Consider the following 16,539-nt stretch of genomic DNA (forward strand, 5'->3'; position numbering starts at 1 on the left):
AGACCGATGAGCGGTCCCCGGCACGAATCGGCGTGGGAGCGGAGCGGCGGCCTGTCCGGGCTGATCGAGTCGTCGCTGCCACCGGCCGCGCTGGTGATCATCAACACGCTGGCCGGGCTGACGGCCGCCGTGATCGGCGCGGTGGGTCTCGCGGCGGCGCTCACCGTGCTGCGTGTCCTGCGCCGCCGGCCCTTGCGCCCCGCGCTCGGCGGCTTCATCGGGGTGGCGATCGCCGCTTTCATCGCCTACCGCTCCGGCTCGGTGAGCGGGTACTTCCTGGCGGGCATCTGGTGGAGCCTGGCGTGCGCCGGCGTACTGACGTTGACGATCCTGATCCGCCGGCCGCTGGTCGGCGTGGTCTGGAGCGTGATGAACCGCGCGCCCTTCCACTGGCTCGCGGACCGGCGCGCCGTGCTCCGCTTCGATCTGGCCACGGCGACGCTCGCCGTGGTGTTCGCCGCCAGGTACGTGGTGCAGCGCTGGTTGTACGACGAGGATCTCACCGGCTGGCTGGCGTTCGCGAAGATCGCCATGGGTTTCCCGCTGTGGCTGCTGGCCCTCACGGTCGTCGTCTGGGCCGTGCGCCGCTCCCCCGCCCCGGCTCCGCGGTGATCGAACCGGGTGTGCCGAACGCGGCGACCAGCGCGAACGCGCCGACCCCGATCAGGGCCACACCTGCCGCACCCAGGTCGAACAGGCGCCCGACCACCAGGTCGCCCGCGAAGGAGAACATCCCCGCGCAGAACGCCACCACACCGTAGTACGAACCGAAGCGCTCGGCCGGGGCGTGCCGGGCGATGCGCTGGAAGATCGACGGCTGGATCAGCCCGTTCGCCACCCCGTTGAGCACGGCCGCGAGCATCAGCGGGGCCGTCTGCGTGCCGTCCAGCGGGGCGAGCACGAAGAACGTCGCCGCCGCGCACAACAACCCCAGGCGCAACACCCACGGGCGCTCGCCACGGCCGCCGGTGGCCACGAACGGCTGTGCGATTGCCGCGATCACGGCGAGCAGGCTGAAGCAGAGGGTCGCCGCCGCGGGCGCGAAGCCGAGCAGCGGCACGGCGGTCATGATGTGGTTGGCCAGCAGCGTCGTGGGCGCGGTCATCAGCGCGAAGAGCACGAACCGGCGGTCGCCGAGCACCGTGCGCACGCCCGTGACGACGTGGTGAAAACGCGCGGGCGCCGGCTTGGCACCCCGGCGCCGGGGCAGGAGCAGGAACAGCGCGCCGGCCACCAGCCACAGGGCGGAGGCGACTCCGGCCAGGAGCGCGAACCCGTTCCCGACGGACAGCAGCGCCAGCCCCATGGGCGGGCCCACGATCGTCGCGATGTGCTGGGTGGCGACATAGGCGGCGAAACCACCGGGCCGGCGGGCGGGCCCGACCCCGGCCAGCAGGCTCTGAGCCGCCGGGTTGTAGAGCGCGCCGCCCACGGCGATGACGACGGAGGCGCACAGCAGCCCGGCCACGCCGTCGGCGGCGGCGAGCAGGGCGAAGCCCGCCATCCGCAGGACGCAGGCGATCGCGCCGGTGTTGCGGGCGCCCAGCAGGTCGGTGACCGTGCCGACCGGCAGCAGGAGCGCGAACTGCAGGCCCACCCGCAGCCCGAGAATGAGGCCGACCGTGCCGGCCAGCAGGCCCAGGTCGTGCCGCAGGTGCGCGACCAGGTGCGCCATCACCGAGAAGAAGCCGAGGCAGGAGGCGAACTGGATCGCGACCACGGTCATGATCACCCGGCGGGCGGACGGGTCGGCGGCGGGATCCGGTGTCTGGGGAGCGGCTACGAGCACGGGATAGAGCACACCACAGAGATATAAAGCGGTCGAATTCCGGGATACGTGCGCTACTTCTTCTCCGCCATGGTGACGGTGACGGTGTTCTCCTTGCCCTCCCGCACGTAGGTGAGCCGCACCTGCTGGCCGACCGTGAACCCGCGGACCTGACCGATGACCGTGTCGCTGCCCTGTACGGGCGTGTCACCGATCCTGGTGATCAGGTCGCCCTGCCTCAGGCCCGCCCTCTCCGCCGGGCTGCCCGCCACCACCTGGCTGACCAGCGCCCCGGACACCGATCCGGTGGCGTCGGTGACGCTCACCCCGAGGTAGGCGTGCCGTACCGTGCCCTTGCTGATGAGCTGTTCCGAGACCTGCCTGGCGGTGTTCACCGGGATCGCGAAGCCCAGGTTCACCCCGTCGGGGGCGACCGCGCTGTTGATGCCCACCACCTCACCGGCCGCGTTCACCAGGGCGCCGCCGGAGTTGCCCGGGTTGATCGCCGCGTCCGTCTGGATCATGCCGCCCAGCGTGGTCGTCTCGCTCTCCTGCTGCCGGCCGCCCCAGCCCGGCGGCAGTTGCCGCTCGTCGGGGGCGCTGCCGGCGGTCACGGTACGGTCCAGCGCGCTGACGATGCCGGCCGTCACTGTGCCGTCAAGCCCCAGCGGGCTGCCGACGGCCAGCACGTCGTCGCCCACCTTGAGCTGATCGCTGTCGCCCAGCGTGGCCTTGGCCAGCCCCGAGACGCCCTCGGCCCGGATGACGGCCAGGTCGGTGGCGGGGTCGGCGCCGACCACACTGGCCCTGGCGCTCCCGCCGTCGTTGAACCGCACCGTCAGCCCGCCGTTCTGCCCGGCCACGACGTGGTTGTTGGTCAGGATCAGCCCGTCCTGGGACAACACGACGCCGGAGCCGCCGGTGCTCTGTCCCTGGATCATCACGACCGACGGCTGCACGCTCTCGGCGATCTGCGCGACCGTGAACCGGTCGGAGGCCGTACGGAAGATCGGGTTGGGTCCTGCCGGGCCGGCGGACGGCTGCGGACGGGCGTTCACCGTGACGTACGCTCCCAGGGCGCCGCCGCTGATCGCCGCCGCCGCGAGCGTGGTGACGGCGGCCAGCGCGAGCCCGGCGATGGCCGTGCGGGAGAGCACGAACCCGCCCTTCGGCGGCACCTGCGCGGCGGGGGGCGGCACCGGCTCCGGCTGGGGGTTCGTGTCCATGTCGCCTCCTGGGGTCGGTGGTCGAGCCGGGGATCGCCTCCCACTTTTACGGCCCGCGCCGTTTCCCCGGCGTTTCCGTGCCGCCGGGGCAACGGGTCAGCCGCTCACGGTGGTGACGCTCAGATGCGGGTCGGCCTTGATCTCCGCGTCGGTGAACCGCCCGGTGACCCACTCCCCGCGCGAGAACAGAGCCGTCTGGTCGGCGTGGTGGGGCGAGGACGGGTTGGCGGACAGGGAGTAGGTGAGGATCGTCCGCGTCCGGGGCCCGCCGGGGGTGAGCTCGACCGCCATCATGAAGCTGGAGCCGGTGTCCACGTCCGGATAGCGCCCGTTCGCATCGAGCGGCCCGCGCATGCGCACCCGGTCGAAGCAGCCCTCGAACTCGGTGCAGCCGGGAATCGGAAGCGAGGAGTAGCGCTGGGCCCGGCCGGGGGTGAGGGTCAGCGGGAGGTCGCGGGTCCGGAAATCCCGCACGGTGTCGGCCAGGGCCCGCAGCACCATCGGGTCGTCCCGCTTGAGCCCGCGGGGTGTGGTGAGCGGGTGATCGGGATCGAACGGCACGCGCCACCAGTACTGGGCGGGCTCGCCCGGCTTCACCGGGCGCGGCAGCCGGCTGTAGAACTCGCGCCACAGGATCGCCCCCCGGGCGTCCAGGGTGGCGCGCCCGTCCCAGGCCGCCAGGGTCCGGCAGGCCGCGCGGACATCGACGCGCTCGCCGCCGGTCGCGGCCGGCTTGGGGTGGGCGCGGCACAACGCCGCCACGTCCGGGCGCAGCAGTTCGAAGGTGAGGTTGCGTTTGCCCCGGGCGGTGGCCGACAGGGTGTCCAGCGTGAAACCGGGCGCGCCGAGCTTGTCGGCGCCGGAGATCCGCTGGGCGATCATGTCGAGGCTGACGCGGGGACGGGCCTCGACGTCGGTACGGCTCCGGCCCCACACCTGGTCGTAGCCCGTCATCGGCGCGGACGGGTTCGTCATCCAGGGAGTGTTGTTGGCGTTGGAGACATAGTCGGCCCTGGTCAGCCTCGGCTGGTTGCCGGGGCCGAAGATGCCGGGCACGACGGCGTCGCGGTCCTTGCCCCACAGGCACTTCGAGGTCGAGCCGTCCAGGACGTATGCCTCAAGGGACGGGTCGGGCGACGGCACGGTGCAGCGGCTCGCCCGGGCGTCGGTGACGTGGGGGACGACCGAGGCGTCGGCGAAGGAGGCGGTCCCGCCGGTGTCGGTGGCCAGCGTGTAGACGAACGGCATGCCCTGGTGGGCGTCCTGGGCCGCGCGCAACTCCTTGAGGTCGCCGGCCTTGCCCATCGCCAGCCATTCGTCGGCCGCGCGCAGGTTGGCGGCGTTGACGTCGGCGAGCGCGTAGGCGTACTTCTCGCTCCTCCCGGCGGCCAGCACGGGGCCGTAGCGGGAGGTGTGGAGGGTGCGGGCGACGAGGGTGCCGTCCTTGAGCGTCACGGTGACCTCCTGGCGGCCCATCGGCTCCACCTGGCCGTCCACCTCGTAGCCGCTCTCCCCCGCGAGCTTGAGCCGGTAGAGGCTGAAGCGGTGGGCGTGGGAGACGGTGTGCGTCCAGGCGACGTGCGCGTTGTGGCCGATCTGGACGACCGGGGTGCCGTACAGGCTGGCGCCCGCCACGTCCAGCACGCCAGGGATGGTGAGCTGCACCTGGTAGAAGCGGCGGATGCCGTTCCAGGGGAAGTGCGGGTCGGCCAGGAGCATGCCGTGGTCCGCGCGGGTGGCCCGGCGGCCCAGCGCCCAGCCGTTGCTGCCGGGCGCCGGGCCCGGCCGGTCCGTCTCCGGCTCGCCGCCGCCGGCGATGGCCTCCTTGAGCTGGGAGCCGCCCGCCATCTTGTTGAGGTCGAGGAGGTTGCTCCAGACGTCGGTGGCGGTGATGGGGCCGACCCAGGACTTGCCCCGGCAGGTGGGGTCGGGCAGGTTCGCCACTCCCGTACGGGCCAGGTAGCGGTTGTAGCCGGCCACGTAGCCGTCCACCAGTTCGCGGAGTTCGGCGCCGGGGCCCAGCGGCGGCGGCTGGGACAGGACCCGGCGGATGACGCCCGAGCCGGCGACGCTCTTGTAGTAGAGGTCGCTGGTGAGGTTGTCGACCGGGCGGATCGGGTCGTCCGACTCCGCCTCGGGGCCGAAGACGCGGGATCGTTCGCCCCGCAGCGTCACCGCCCATGAGGCCATGACGCACAGGTTGTCCTGGGCGAAGGCGTAGCCGTAGCCGAATCCGAGCCCGCCGTGGTCCTTGGCGGTGACGTGCGGGATGCCGTACTCGGTGCGCCGGATCTCGGCCGTGTAGCGCCCGCCGGCGACCGACGCCCGCGCGGGCGAGGCCACCGTGAGGGCGGCCACCAGGGTCAGCGCCGTCATCGCGGACAGCCGCTGTCTGAGCTTCATGGATCTCCTATTCGAAGCGCGCGTTGTCCGGCGCGGTCATGTGCCGCAGCAGCGGCAGGGCGGTGAGGACCACGAGCAGCGAGGCGGCCAGGCCGCCGCCGACGGTGGCGAAGTAGACGGGGCCGGGCATCGCGAGGGAGGCGCCCTTCATCGCGAGTTGGTCGATCAACGGCCCCGCCACGCCGAACCCGGCCCCCGCGGCGACGACGGCGGCCAGCACGAGCGGCAGCACCGACTCCAGCAGCACCACCGCGGACAGGGTGCGGGCGGGCGTGCCCGCCAGCCGCAGCAGGGTGAACGGCTGCCTGCGTTCCATCAGGCCGCCGCCGACCGCCACCACGAGGCTGCATCCGCCGGCGAGCAGGGTCAGCGCGACCATGGCCAGCGCGATGTTCTCGACCTGGGTGAACACCGTGGCCCTGATCTGGGCCACCTCGGTGAAGGTCATCGGCGGGCCGGCGCTGTGCCGGGCCAGAAGGGTGCGGACCTCTTCGAGCCCGGCTCTGTCATCCACGGTGTCGTCCATGCTCACCAGCACGGCGGCGAGGCTGAGGCCGGTCACGGAGACGGCCTCGCCGGCGGGACCGGCGAGCGGGAGCAGCCTGTCGACGGTCAGCGGGTTGTCCGTACCGACGAGGCGTTCAAAGTAGCCCGCCACGGCCTGCGCGCCCGCCGGGCAGTGCCCGAGTGCGGGGAAGCGGGCCAGGGCCGCGCACTCGACGGCGCTCGCGGGAGGTGGCCCGGCCTCGCTGATCACCCGGTTCTCCGTCTCTCGCGGCAGGGCGTAGATCGGCAACACGCCGACGCCCGGCCGGGCGCGCAGCTTGGCGAGCAGTTCGGCTCCTTCCCCCGGTGACAGCCCGCCCGCTTCCGGATGCTCGCTGAGCGGGGCGCGCAGCACGCCGGCCAGCGAGCCGCCGGCCACGGCCTGCTGGCCGGTGAGCACGGCCGGGACGATGCCCGCGATCGCCGTGCCGATGAACACCGCCAGGACCAGGCCGCTCACCGAGCGGAAGGCGGTCTTCGGGTCGGCCGCCAGCCGCTGGGCGGCCAGCAGCGTCGCCGCGCCGCGGGTCAGGCGGGCGGTCGCGCGGGCGGCCAGCATCGTCAGCCAGGGCCCCGCCAGGATCAGGCCCACCATGATCAGTACGAGTGCCGCACCGGCCGTCGCGGGATCCGGCTTGTTACCCGCGCCCCAGAACACCGGCCCCGCGAACAGACCGAGCCCGGCCGCCAGCGGAATGACCCGCCAGGCCCCCGGCGGGCGCGGGACGGCCTTCCTGGCGGTGCCGAGCGGCGAGATCCGTACGCGGCGCAACGACCACAACGCGGTGCAGCCGGCCAGGATCGGGACGCAGGCGAGCACGGCCGCGTACTGCCAGGGCGCGGGGGTGACGAGTTCGGGGAAGAAGCGCGAGCCGGTGACGCGTACCGTGGCCGCGGCCGGGCGCAGGAGCTGGAACAGCGCGACGCCGAGCAGCGCGCCCAGCAGCGCGCCGAGCCCCGCCTCCACCGCGGCGAACACGTTGACCTGGCGGGAGGTGGCGCCGGCCAGCCGCATCGCGGCGAAGCGCGCCTCGCGGCGGGCGGCGGCCAGCCGGGTGGCGGTGTTCACCAGCACGAGCAGCGGGACGAGCAGGCCGACGGCCGCGACGCCGAAACCGAACCGGTACAGGTCGGTGTCGTCGTCGCGCAGGGACGCCGCGGACGCGGTCTCCACCGTGTCCACCTGGCGCGTCCCGGCCAGGGCGGCGACCTCCTGCGGCGTGCGCCCGACCACGATGGCCAGCTCGTCGGGCCCGGTCAGCGCGGCCTGGCCGATGATCCCGGCGCGGGTGCCGGGGAAACGGTCGGCCAGCCGCTCGCGCGGCACCGAATCCAGCAGTTCGGCCAGCGCGGGCGAGACGGCATAGCGGCCGGGCGCGGGCATGTCCGCCAGACCGGGGATGACCGGCGCCCGCGCGCCGAGTCCGTTGCCGGGAACGCCCGACGCCTGGGGGGCGAGCGCGGCGGCGTCCAGGCGTTTGATCGGCCGGCCCGCGTAGTAGTCCTCGTGGTAGTTCCACAGCGCGCCACCGGCGGTGGCGTCGAGGGCCCAGCCGCTGGGCGCGGCGCCGGTGGTGCACTCCCAGCAGGGGCGGCCGGCGGTGGCCTCGAAGGCGTTGAAGAGCGACAACGTGATCAGCAGCACGGTGACGCCTGCGGCCACCCCGGCCACGATCAGTGCGAGCCTGGCCACCGCCTCCCTGCCACCGCGCAACGACAACCGCAGAGCCAGGGCGATCATCGTACAGCCCCGGCGGCGAACGGATCGGTGAGACGGCCGTCGCGCACGATGACCTCGCGATCGGCGAAGGCGGCCACGCGGGCGTCGTGGGTCACCACGATCACCGTCGTGCCCTCCTCGCGCGCCAGGCCGACCAGCAACTCCATGACGTGTTCGCCGGTGAGCGAGTCGAGCGCGCCGGTCGGCTCGTCGGCGAACAACACCCGCGGCCCGGTCACCAGCGCCCTGGCGATCGCCACCCGCTGCGCCTGCCCGCCGGACAACTCGCCGGTACGCCGGCCGCCCAGCTCGCCCAGCCCCAGCCGCTCCAGCCAGCGCCCCGCCCGCCGCCGGGCGTCCTTGCGACCGGCCCGGCCTAGCAGCAGCGGCAGGGCGACGTTGTCGGTCGCGGTCAGCTCCGGCACGAGCTGCCCGAACTGGAAGACGAAGCCGAAGGCGGTGCGCCGCAGCTTCGTGCGCCGGGCGTCGTTCATGGTGTCCAGCCGCCGCCCGTCGAACCACACCTCGCCGCTGTCGGGGGTGAAGATCCCGGCCAGGCAGTGCAGGAGCGTTGATTTCCCCGAGCCGCTCGGGCCCATGACCGCCAGGATCTCGCCCGCGTTCACCGTGAGGTCGGCTTCGGACAGTGCGGGCGTGCGCCCGTAGGAGCGGCTGAGCCCGCGTGCCTGGAGGATCATGACTCGCGCACCAGGTCCGCCAGCGCGCCCAGCCGCGCCGCGGTGACGTCGATCCAGCGCAGATCGGCTTCGAGGTGGAACATGCCGTGGTCGGCCAGCAGCGCGTCGGTCAGCGAGCCGGTCCGCTTGATCTGGGTGAACTCCCGCATGCGCCGCAGGTGCGTGGCCCGCTGCAGGTCCAGGTAGCCGGCCGCGTCCCGCCCCAGCATCAGCGCCAGCACGACCTTGGTGAACAACACCGTCTGCAGGTACGGCTCGGCCGCCACCGGCTCCGCCAGCCACGCCTCCACCTCGCGCGTGCCGACGGGGGTGATGGAATAGCGCTTGCGGTCGGGGCCGACGCCCGGCTCGCTCTGCCCGGCCGTGACCTTGCCGTCCCTGGCCAGCCGGCCGAGCGTCGAGTACACCTGGCCGAACGGCAGCGCCTTGCCGCGTCCGAAGAAGGTGTCGTAGTCACGCTTCAGGTCGTAGCCGTGGCTGGGCTCGCGCTCCAGCAGCCCGAGCAACGCTAGAGGAACACTCATGCCGCGGAAATATACACCAAGAGTATATACCCGGTGCATAAAAGGGGTTTGACGAGCGATTATGCTCGTTCGGGATGGACATCCGCGTGCTCGGCCCCGTCGAGGTGAACGAAGGCGGCGCTCAGGTTCCGGTCGAGGGGGCGCAGCTCCAGTGCGTGCTGGGCCTGCTGGCCGCCCATCACGGGGCGTACGTGCCGGTGGACCGGCTGATCGACGCGCTCTGGGCGGACGAGCCGCCCAAGACCGCCAGGACCATCGTGCAGCTCAAGGTCTCGCAGTTGCGCAAGACGCTGGGCGGGCGCATCGCCAGCACGACGGCGGGTTACTCGCTGGCGGTGCCGGAGCAGGAGCTGGACCTGGCCCGTTTCCGCAGGCTGGCCGCCGACGGGCGGGCGGCGGACGAGCCCGGTCAGGCGGTGCGGGACTGGGCGCGGGCGCTGGAGTTGTGGCGGGGCCGGCCGTTGCAGGGCATCGGCAGCGACTGGGTCGAGCAGCGCGTGCGTACCCCGCTGCTGCGGGAGCGGTGGGACCTGCTGGAAGAGCACGCCGCCGCGCTGATCGAGCTGGGCCGCCACCGCGAGGTGCCCGCCCTACTGGAGGACCTGCGCGGCGAGGAGCCGCTGCGCGAGACGCCGCACGCGCTGGCGATGACCGCGTTGTGGCACGACGGGCGCACGGCGGAGGCGCTGGAGCTCTACCACGGCGTGCAACGGCTGCTGGCCGAGGAGCTGGGCGTCGATCCCGGGCCGCGCCTGCGGGACCTGCACCAGCGCATCGTGCAGGGGCACCGGCCGGTGGTGCCGCGCCAGCTCCCCAGGGACGCGGCCGGCTTCGTGGGCCGGCGGCCCGAGGCGGAGCGGCTGCGGCGGTTGTTGCGCGACGGCCGGATCGCCGTGGTCACCGGCGCGGCCGGGATCGGCAAGTCCGCGCTGGCGGTGCACGTCGGCCATGAGCTGGCCGCCGGCTACCCCGACGGGCAGCTCCACGTCGATTTGGGCGGCCATGGCCGGGGCGAACCGTTGCCGCCTGAGCGGGTGCTGCCAAGGCTGCTCGGCGCGCTGGGTGTGCCCACGCCCGGCGGCGCGGCCGAGCAGCTCGATCTGTACCGTTCGACGCTGGCCACCCGGCGGGTGCTCCTCGTGCTGGACAACGCCGTCTCCGCCGAGCAGGTACGCCCGCTGCTGCCGGGCGGCCCGGCCTGCGCGGTGATCGTCACCAGCAGGGACGCGCTGCGCGGCCTGGCCCTGCAGGGGGCGCAGAGCGTACGGCTGGACCCGCTGAGCCGGGGCGAGTCCCGTGACCTGCTGGCCGACCTGGTGGGCAGGGAGCCCGTCGAAGCCGATCCCGAGGCCGCCGCCGAGCTGGCCGAGTTGTGCGGCCACCTGCCGCTGGCCCTGGCCATCGCCGGGGCCAACCTCATCGGCCGGGCCGGGCTGCGCGAGTACATCAAGGAACTGCGCGAAGACCGCTGGAACACCCTGGCCGTCGAGGGCGACGCGCGGGCGACGGTCGCCACGGCGTTCGCAGGCTCCTACGCGGCGCTGCCCCAGGACGCCCAGGTGTTGTTCCGGCGTTTCGGGCTGGTGCCCGGCTGCGACTTCACCGCCGACTCGGCCGCCCGCCTGGCCGGGACCGATCCGGGCACCGCCAGGCGGCTGCTGGCCCGGCTCGCCACGGCCCACCTCGTCGAGGAGCACGCCCCCGGCCGCTACCGGCTGCACGACCTGGTCGCCCTGTACGCCCGCGAGCGGTGCACGGAGCGGGACGACGATCCCGCGCGGCTGCACGCGTACTACCTGCACACCGCCCGCGCCGCCGCCCGGCTGGTCGCCGCCCCCATCGAACTGCTCCCGCTGACCCCGGACGACCCGCCGCACGACGCGGCGGAGTTCGCCGACGCCGACGCCGCCGACGCCTGGTGGCAGGCCGAGCAGCACAACCTGCTCGCCGTGATCGACCACGCCCGCGGGCGGGTGTTGTGGCGGCTGGCCGAGACGCTGCGGGCCTTCATGTACGTCGGGTTCAGCCCCGGCGTGGTCTTCGCACCCGTCGCCCGGGCCCTGGCGGAGGCCGAAAGGGCCGGCGACCACGCGGGCGTGGCCGGCATGCACCACACGCTGGCCAACGCCCACTTCGTGCTGAACGAGCCGGGCCCCGCCGTCGGCCACTACGAGATCGCCTCCCGCCTGTACGACGAGATCGGCTGGAAGACCGGCGCGCTGCTGGCGCTGACCAACCTCGTCGTGGTCACCGCCAGCCTCGGCGACCTGCAGAAGAGCATCGCCGGGGACGAGCGGGTCATCCGGTTGTGGGAGTCGTTCGAGCCCTCGGCCAAGCTGGCCGCCACGCTGGAGAACCACTCCATCAAGCTGCTGTGGGCGGGACGCCCGCGCGAGGCGCTGGAGCGGCAGCTGCGGTCGGTACGCCTGCGCCGCTCGCTCGGCGAGCCACCCGGCTGGGAGGCGCGGGCGTACTCCATCCTGGGCGACGTCCATCTGGCGCTGGGCGATCTGGCGGCCTCGATGGAGGCGTTCGAGCGGAGCATGGAAGCGGCGCGCGGCGCCCAGCTCGCGGACACGCTGTCCAGCACGGCCATGGCCCGGCTGCACCAGGGCGACCGCGCGCGTGCCGCCGAGCTGGCGCGCCGGGCCGTGCGGGTGGCGCGCGAGAGCGGGCCCGGCAACCACTACGAGGAGGCGCGCATCACGCTGTCCAGGGTGGACGGCTCGGTCGGCCTCGAAGAGCGTGTCGAGCTGCTCGAAGGTGTGCTGGCCGGCTACCGGGACGGGACCTTCCCCTACCTCGTCACCCGTACCCGGCTGTGGCTGGCCGAGGTGCTCCTGGAGGGCGGGCGGCTTGAGGAGGCCGCCGGTCACGCGCGGCAGGCCCGCGACTCCGCCGTCCGCCATGGGCTGCGGCGGCTGGAGGGGCAGGCGCTCACCGTGCTGGCGCGGGCCTGCCCGGACCGGCGGGAGGACGCGCGCAGGGCCGCCGAACTGCACCGCGAGTGCGGGCACCGGCTCGACGAGGCCGCGGCGCGGGCCGTACTGGACGATCTGACCTGAAAAAGTTTTTTCCGCGAGGTGTCCAGGGACGGGTGTGGCCGTTCGTCCTTCTAGTGAGCCCAACCCTATGAGGAGGAACAACCATGAACGAGCAGACTCAGCCCCGCGTCACCGGAATCCGCACGATCGGCGTGCCGGTCGCGGACCAGGAGCGCGCGCTCGGCTTCTACGTGGGCACGCTCGGCTTCGACAAGCGGCTGGACGTGCCGGTGGAGCAGTTCGGCGGGCGGTGGATCGAGGTGGCCGCGCCGGGGTCGCCGGTGTCGATCGCGCTCGTGCCCGCCCGCGAGGGTGTGCCGAGCGGGGTCGAGACGGGCATCCGGCTGACCACCGCCGACGCCGTGGCGCTGCACGCCGCGCTGCGCGAGGACGGCGTGGACGTCGGCGACCTGCTGCGCTGGGAGGGCGCGCCCGCCATGTTCGCCCTGCGCGACCCGGACGGCAACGGCCTTGAGGTGGTGGCGGAGGAGCCGCTGGCCACCTTCACCGCCGACCTGCTCAAGAGCCCCGCCAAGGGCGGCCACACGTACGTCGTGTGGCCGCGGTCCGTCGAGTTCTTCGGCACCGGGGGGCTGGTGAAGGTCCGGGGTACGATTGACGGCCATCCCTTCCAGAGTTCGTTCATGGCGCTGGGCGACGGCACCCACAAGCTTCCGGTCAAGGCCGACGTCCGCAGGGCGATCGGCAAGGAGGCCGGGCAGAGCGTGACCGTCGTGCTGCGTGAACGCGTCTGAGCCCGGCAGGAAAGGCACCCCGATGGCCCTGTACATCGCACTCACCTACAACAACGAGGTCGACTGGTCGCAGCCCGGGTTCGAGGAGGGCCTGCGCGAGTACACCGCGTTCGAGGAGGCGCACGCGACCGTGCTGAAGGGCGGCCACGCGCTCTACCCGACCTCGACCGCGACCACCGTGCGGGTGCCCGGCGGCAAGGGCGCCGAGCCGGTCGTCAGCGACGGCCCGTACGCCGAGACGAAAGAGGTGCTGACCGGCTACCTCCTGCTGGAGTGCGCCGACCTCGACGAGGCCATCGCGATCGCCGCGAAGATCCCGGCGGCCTGGTACGGCACGGTCGAGGTACGCCCGGTGCACCCCTCGCTCGGCGTCTGAGACGTGGGTGCCGGGGGTGCCGCGGAGCAGCTCGTACGTCAGGAGGGCGCCCGCGTCCTGGCCACGCTGATCCGCGTGACGGGCGATTTCGACCTGGCCCAGGACGCCGTGCAGGACGCCGTGGTCCGGGCGCTGGAGACGTGGCCGCGTGACGGCGTGCCGGACAACCCGCGCGCGTGGCTCACGGTCACCGCGAAACGGCGCGCCATCGATCTCCTGCGCAGGGAGAGCGGGCGCGCCGCGAAGGAGGCGGAGGCGATGTCGTTGCTGGACCCGGCGCCCGAGCCCGCCCAGGTCGTACGGGACGACCTGCTGCGGCTGATGTTCACCTGCTGCCATCCGGCGCTGGCGGCGGAGGCGCGGGTGGCGCTGGCGCTGCGGACGCTCGGCGGGCTGTCCACCGCCGAGATCGGCCGTGCCCTGCTGGTCCCGGAGGCCACCATGGCCAAGCGGCTCACCCGCGCCAAACAGAAGATCACGCATGCCCGGATCCCGTACCGCGTGCCGGCCGGTGAGGAGTTGCCCGGACGGCTCTCGGGCGTGGCCGCGACGATCTATCTGATCTTCAACGAGGGGTACACGGCCGGGTCGGGCGCCGAACTGGTGCGGGTCGCGCTGGCGGAGGAGGCGGTGCGGCTGGGCAGGGAGCTCGCCGCGCTGATGCCCGGCGAGCCGACCGCGCTCGGCCTGCTCTCGCTCATGCTGCTGCAGGCCGCCCGCCTTCCGGCCCGCCTGGACGGGCAGGGCCGTCCTGTGCTGCTCCCTGACCAGGACCGGACGCGCTGGGACGCCGCGCGGATCAAGGAGGGCGTCGAGCTGGTCGGCGCGGCGCTGCGGCACAGCCCCGACCGGCCGGACGCCTACGCCGTGCAGGCCGCGATCGCCGCCTGCCACGCCCTGGCCCCCGCCTACGCCGACACCGAGTGGGACGCCGTCATCTCCTGGTACGACGTGCTGCTCACCGTGCACGACACCCCCGTCGCGCGCCTCAACCGGGCCGCCGCGGTGGCCGAACGGGACGGGCCCGCGGCCGGGCTCGCCCTCGTCGATGAGCTCACCGGCCTTGAGGACTATCCGTGGTGGCACGCCGGCCGGGCCGAGCTGCTGCACCGGCTTGGCCGTGCGGAACCGGCGCGTTCCGCCTGGCGGCGGGCCGTGGAGCTGGGCCTGAACGAAGTCCTCGCCGAAGACCTGCGACGCCGCCTCGCCGCGACGTCATGAACCCGCGTCCTCGGTCTACCGTGACGGCCGTTGTGCCGTTGTGTGATGAACGTGTGACAACGCCACCGGCGGGCGATTCCCGCTGGTGTGGTGGGTGTCATGCAGATCGAAACCGGCCTTCGTGGCCGTTACTCCCGTGTCCGTGACCGCCGTTCCCCCTATGTCCGTAACGGCCGTCCCGCCGCTCTGGCGGCCGTGGTCCTGGCCGTGGCGGGCGTGCTCGCCGGTTGCGGCAGCGCCGACGGCTCCAGCGTGGGAACGTCCTCGTCGAACTCCGCGTCGCAGCAGGCGACGGGCAAGAAGGTGTTGTGGCTCGGGGACTCCATCGCGGGCGTCCAGGCTCCGGCCCTGGGCGCGGCGCTCGAGGCCAGCGGGGTGGAGTTCAGGAACAGCGCGTCCGACGGCGGGGGCACCGTCGTCGAGGGTGACAAGATGACCGCGCCGCTCGCGAAGTCGGCGTGGAAGGACCTGCGCGAGAACATCGCCTCCTTCCGGCCGGACGTGATCGCCTACCAGATCACCACCTACGACTGGGGCACGGTCCGGCAGCAGCGCGACTCCTACGACAAGCTCGCCAAGACCGCGCGGAAGGCCGATGCGGAGCTGGTGATCGTGTCGGCGCCGCCGTACAGGCTGGATGAGTTCTACAAGAAGCACGAGGGTGCGATCAGGAGCGCGCCGAAGGCGGCCGGGCAGGTCGCCGACGGCAGCGGCGGCGCGGTGCACTTCCTGGACTCGGCGGCGCTGTGGGGCGCCGACAGTGCCGCCGCCGAGGCCCAGCGGTCCTCGGACGGCATCCACTCGTGCCAGCAGGGCTCGGCGGCGTTCGCCAAGTGGTTCACCGAGCAACTCGGCAAGCGGTACGACTTCACGCCCGCCGCGCCGGAACAGTGGGCCCGGGGCTCATGGGTGTCGGACCCGCGCTTCGCCAAGCTGGGCTGCGGCTGACCGGCACGGCCTTCGAGGATCCCCATGAATCCGCATCACCTTTCCACCGCCCGCCCCGACGCCGGGCGGCCCGGTGGCCGTGTGCACATCGCCCCGCTCGACGGTCTGCGCGGGCTGGCCGTGGTGGCCGTGCTGCTCTTCCACGCCGGGCACCTCGGCGGTGGTTTTCTCGGCGTCGACCTGTTCTTCGTGTTGTCGGGCTTCCTGATCACCGGGCTGCTGCTGGGCGAGATCGGGAAGCGGGGCCGGCTCAGGCTGGGCGCCTTCTGGGGACGCAGGGCGCGGCGGCTGTTGCCGGCGCAGATCGTGATGGTGGTCGCCACCCTGCTGCTGGCCTGGGCGTTCGGTTCGCCCGCGATGCTGAGTTTCGCCCTCGACGACGCGCCCTGGGCGGCGGCGCAGGTGCTGAACTGGCACTTCATCGCCGAACAGGTCGGCTACTGGGACGCCTCCGGCACGCGCCTGTTCTCGCACCTGTGGAGCATCGCCGTGGAGTGGCAGTTCTACCTGGTCTGGCCGCCGCTGGTCGCGGTGCTCGCCCGGGGCCGTGGCGGCGAGCGGCGGGTGGCCGTCCTGGCCGTGGCGGGCGCGCTCGGCTCCCTCGCGCTGATGGTCGTGCTGGTGAGCGCGCCGGACACCACGCGGGTCTACGAGGGGACCGACACCCGGGCGTTCGCGGTGCTGCTGGGGGCCGCGGCCGCCACCCGGCCGGTGCGTACGCTGATCGCCCGCCTCCCCCGGACGGCGGCGGACGCCCTGTGCGCGCTGCTGACCTGCGGGCTGGTCGCCTCATGGGTGCTGACCGGCGGGCAGGACGCGCCCGGCCTGTTCCAGGGCGGGATGTTCGCCCACTCGCTGGCCGCCGCCCTGCTGATCGCGTTGCTGGCCCGGGTGCCGGACGGCCACACCGGGCGGGTGGTGGGCGGCGTGGTCCCGCGCCGGCTCGGAGAGGTGTCCTACAGCCTGTACCTGTGGCACTGGCCGGTGTACCTGCTGCTGCCGCCGGAGGTGCTCGGCTTCGGCGGGTGGCCCCGTACCGTGGTGCTGGTCGGGTTGTCGCTGGTGGCGGCCGTGTTGTCGAAGGTCCTCGTGGAGGATCCGGTGCGCTGGGCGGGGTGGGCCACCGGACGCCGCGGGCTGGCCGCGCTCGCCGCCACGGCCGTCGTGGCGGCCGGGGTGTGGGCGGCCGTGCCGCGCCCGCAACTGGGGACCGGGACGGTGGACCTCGACCTGCTGACGCAACCACGGCTCGGCGGGACGAGCGGCCTGAGCAGGGGCTGAGCAATGAGGGGCATGAGGGAGACTGGACG

Annotated in this window: 13 protein-coding genes; 7 read left to right on the plus strand and 6 right to left on the minus strand. The window is 73.4% G+C overall.

What is annotated here, in order from left to right:
• Positions 1-6: 6 nt before the first annotated feature.
• Positions 7-612, plus strand: coding sequence for a DUF3159 domain-containing protein (locus tag AB0I81_RS02055; RefSeq protein WP_360648340.1), 606 nt, complete (start codon positions 7-9; stop codon positions 610-612).
• Here the strand turns inward: AB0I81_RS02055 and AB0I81_RS02060 are convergent.
• The 6 genes from AB0I81_RS02060 to AB0I81_RS02085 form a co-directional block, all read right to left on the minus strand.
• Positions 560-1,801 (minus strand): MFS transporter, encoded by a 1,242-nt coding sequence (locus AB0I81_RS02060; protein ID WP_360648343.1) that lies wholly within the window; start codon positions 1,799-1,801, stop codon positions 560-562. The two genes, AB0I81_RS02055 and AB0I81_RS02060, sit on opposite strands and share 53 nt — an antisense overlap.
• Before the next feature lie 41 nt (positions 1,802-1,842).
• A complete protein-coding gene (locus AB0I81_RS02065; RefSeq protein ID WP_360648346.1) occupies positions 1,843-2,994 on the minus strand; it encodes a trypsin-like peptidase domain-containing protein in 1,152 nt (383 codons plus the stop codon).
• Between the two features lie 96 nt (positions 2,995-3,090).
• Positions 3,091-5,397, minus strand: coding sequence for a penicillin acylase family protein (locus tag AB0I81_RS02070; RefSeq protein WP_360648349.1), 2,307 nt, complete (start codon positions 5,395-5,397; stop codon positions 3,091-3,093).
• A 7-nt stretch (positions 5,398-5,404) separates the two neighbouring features.
• The gene (locus AB0I81_RS02075) at positions 5,405-7,684 is read right to left on the minus strand and encodes an FtsX-like permease family protein (protein WP_360648352.1); all 2,280 of its coding nucleotides are present in this window, start codon (positions 7,682-7,684) and stop codon (positions 5,405-5,407) included.
• Positions 7,681-8,361: an ABC transporter ATP-binding protein gene (locus AB0I81_RS02080; RefSeq protein ID WP_360648355.1), complete on the minus strand. Its 681-nt coding sequence runs from the start codon at positions 8,359-8,361 to the stop codon at positions 7,681-7,683. Before AB0I81_RS02080 ends, AB0I81_RS02075 begins: the two co-directional genes overlap by 4 nt.
• Positions 8,358-8,885, minus strand: coding sequence for a PadR family transcriptional regulator (locus AB0I81_RS02085; protein WP_360648358.1), 528 nt, complete (start codon positions 8,883-8,885; stop codon positions 8,358-8,360). The genes AB0I81_RS02080 and AB0I81_RS02085 overlap by 4 nt, the downstream gene beginning before the upstream one ends.
• Positions 8,886-8,959: 74 nt before the next feature.
• On the opposite strand from AB0I81_RS02085, the gene AB0I81_RS02090 reads away from it, so the two are divergent.
• The 6 genes from AB0I81_RS02090 to AB0I81_RS02115 all read left to right on the plus strand — a co-directional run bounded on the left by AB0I81_RS02090 (position 8,960) and on the right by AB0I81_RS02115 (position 16,510).
• Entirely contained in the window at positions 8,960-11,950 is a 2,991-nt protein-coding gene (locus AB0I81_RS02090) for a BTAD domain-containing putative transcriptional regulator (protein ID WP_360648361.1), read from the plus strand.
• Between the two features lie 83 nt (positions 11,951-12,033).
• Entirely contained in the window at positions 12,034-12,684 is a 651-nt protein-coding gene (locus tag AB0I81_RS02095; RefSeq protein ID WP_360648364.1) for a DUF1905 domain-containing protein, read from the plus strand.
• Entirely contained in the window at positions 12,671-13,060 is a 390-nt protein-coding gene (locus AB0I81_RS02100) for a YciI family protein (protein WP_360648367.1), read from the plus strand. Before AB0I81_RS02095 ends, AB0I81_RS02100 begins: the two co-directional genes overlap by 14 nt.
• Before the next feature lie 3 nt (positions 13,061-13,063).
• Entirely contained in the window at positions 13,064-14,281 is a 1,218-nt protein-coding gene (locus tag AB0I81_RS02105) for a sigma-70 family RNA polymerase sigma factor (protein WP_360648369.1), read from the plus strand.
• A 99-nt stretch (positions 14,282-14,380) separates the two neighbouring features.
• Entirely contained in the window at positions 14,381-15,229 is an 849-nt protein-coding gene (locus AB0I81_RS02110; RefSeq protein WP_360648372.1) for an SGNH/GDSL hydrolase family protein, read from the plus strand.
• 24 nt (positions 15,230-15,253) lie between these two features.
• Positions 15,254-16,510, plus strand: a complete 1,257-nt coding sequence (locus tag AB0I81_RS02115) for an acyltransferase (RefSeq protein ID WP_360648375.1) — start codon at positions 15,254-15,256, stop codon at positions 16,508-16,510.
• Positions 16,511-16,539 lie beyond the last annotated feature (29 nt).

The organism is Nonomuraea sp. NPDC050404, assembly GCF_040655495.1.
Lineage (GTDB): Bacteria > Actinomycetota > Actinomycetes > Streptosporangiales > Streptosporangiaceae > Nonomuraea.

What these genes read in the sequence shown, in the direction of transcription:
- AB0I81_RS02070 (WP_360648349.1), bottom strand. Translation starts at nt 5,397, where the DNA reads ATGAAGCTCAGACAGCGGCTGTCCGCGATGACGGCGCTGACCCTGGTG.
- AB0I81_RS02075 (WP_360648352.1), bottom strand. Translation starts at nt 7,684, where the DNA reads ATGATCGCCCTGGCTCTGCGGTTGTCGTTGCGCGGTGGCAGGGAGGCG.
- AB0I81_RS02055 (WP_360648340.1), top strand. Translation starts at nt 7, where the DNA reads ATGAGCGGTCCCCGGCACGAATCGGCGTGGGAGCGGAGCGGCGGCCTG.
- AB0I81_RS02095 (WP_360648364.1), top strand. Translation starts at nt 12,034, where the DNA reads ATGAACGAGCAGACTCAGCCCCGCGTCACCGGAATCCGCACGATCGGC.
- AB0I81_RS02080 (WP_360648355.1), bottom strand. Translation starts at nt 8,361, where the DNA reads ATGATCCTCCAGGCACGCGGGCTCAGCCGCTCCTACGGGCGCACGCCC.
- AB0I81_RS02115 (WP_360648375.1), top strand. Translation starts at nt 15,254, where the DNA reads ATGAATCCGCATCACCTTTCCACCGCCCGCCCCGACGCCGGGCGGCCC.
- AB0I81_RS02090 (WP_360648361.1), top strand. Translation starts at nt 8,960, where the DNA reads ATGGACATCCGCGTGCTCGGCCCCGTCGAGGTGAACGAAGGCGGCGCT.
- AB0I81_RS02065 (WP_360648346.1), bottom strand. Translation starts at nt 2,994, where the DNA reads ATGGACACGAACCCCCAGCCGGAGCCGGTGCCGCCCCCCGCCGCGCAG.
- AB0I81_RS02110 (WP_360648372.1), top strand. Translation starts at nt 14,381, where the DNA reads ATGCAGATCGAAACCGGCCTTCGTGGCCGTTACTCCCGTGTCCGTGAC.
- AB0I81_RS02085 (WP_360648358.1), bottom strand. Translation starts at nt 8,885, where the DNA reads ATGAGTGTTCCTCTAGCGTTGCTCGGGCTGCTGGAGCGCGAGCCCAGC.